General features: G+C 74.2%; 1 protein-coding gene. It reads left to right on the top strand.

What is annotated here, in order from left to right; genetic code table 11:
* A partial coding sequence (locus AC1D14_RS22575; protein ID WP_476969235.1) for a DUF222 domain-containing protein occupies positions 1–748 on the top strand: 748 nt, incomplete at both ends.

Raw genomic sequence — 748 nt, 5'->3', positions numbered from 1 at the left:
CCCTGGAGCAGTGTCTGGAGGCGCTGGCGTCGGCGGTCGACGCCGCGGACAACGAGCTCGGGCTGGCTTCCTTCCGGGAGGCGGCGGATTTCGCGGACCTGACCGAGGAGCTCTCCCGCCGGGCCGAGCACCTTCAGCTGCTCGCCGCGGCCGCGGTGGAACGGACCCGCACCGAGGCGGTCAACGCCGCCGGACCCGCGGCCAAAGCCACCGGCTGGACCACCGGCTGGAGCACCGACACCGACACCGGCAGCGGCAGCGCGGTCGACACCGCGGCGGGTGCAGGAGCATCCGGGGCCGCGGAGACGGCGCCGGGGCCGGCGCGGGTGCGGTCTGTGCCTGCCGATGACGGGTGCCGGAACACCGCCGAATACCTCCGGGTCCGGCTCCGGATCAGCATCGGCGAAGCCCGCCGCCGGCTCGCCCTCGCCGCGGCCGTGCTGCCCCGCACCGGCCTCAACACCCACCCCATGCCCCCCGCCTGCGAACAGACCGCCGCGAACCTCGCCGCCGGGACCATCGCCTCCCGCGCCGGAACCATCATCACCACCGCCCTGGACAAGGCCCGCCCCATCACCAACCCCGCCACCCTCCACACCATGGAGGCCGCCCTGAACCGCACCGCCCTGGASAACGACCACGACTTCCTGCTCCGCATCGCCCACCGCTGGACCGACGCCATCGACCAGGACGGCACCGAACCCAGCGAAGAAGAACTCCGCCACCGCCAAGGCGCCTTCACCCGCCG

It is taken from the genome of Arthrobacter sp. P1_B11 (assembly GCF_056406715.1).
The sequence above is the reverse complement of the archived record's forward strand: the minus strand, read 5'-3'. Positions and strand labels throughout refer to the sequence as shown.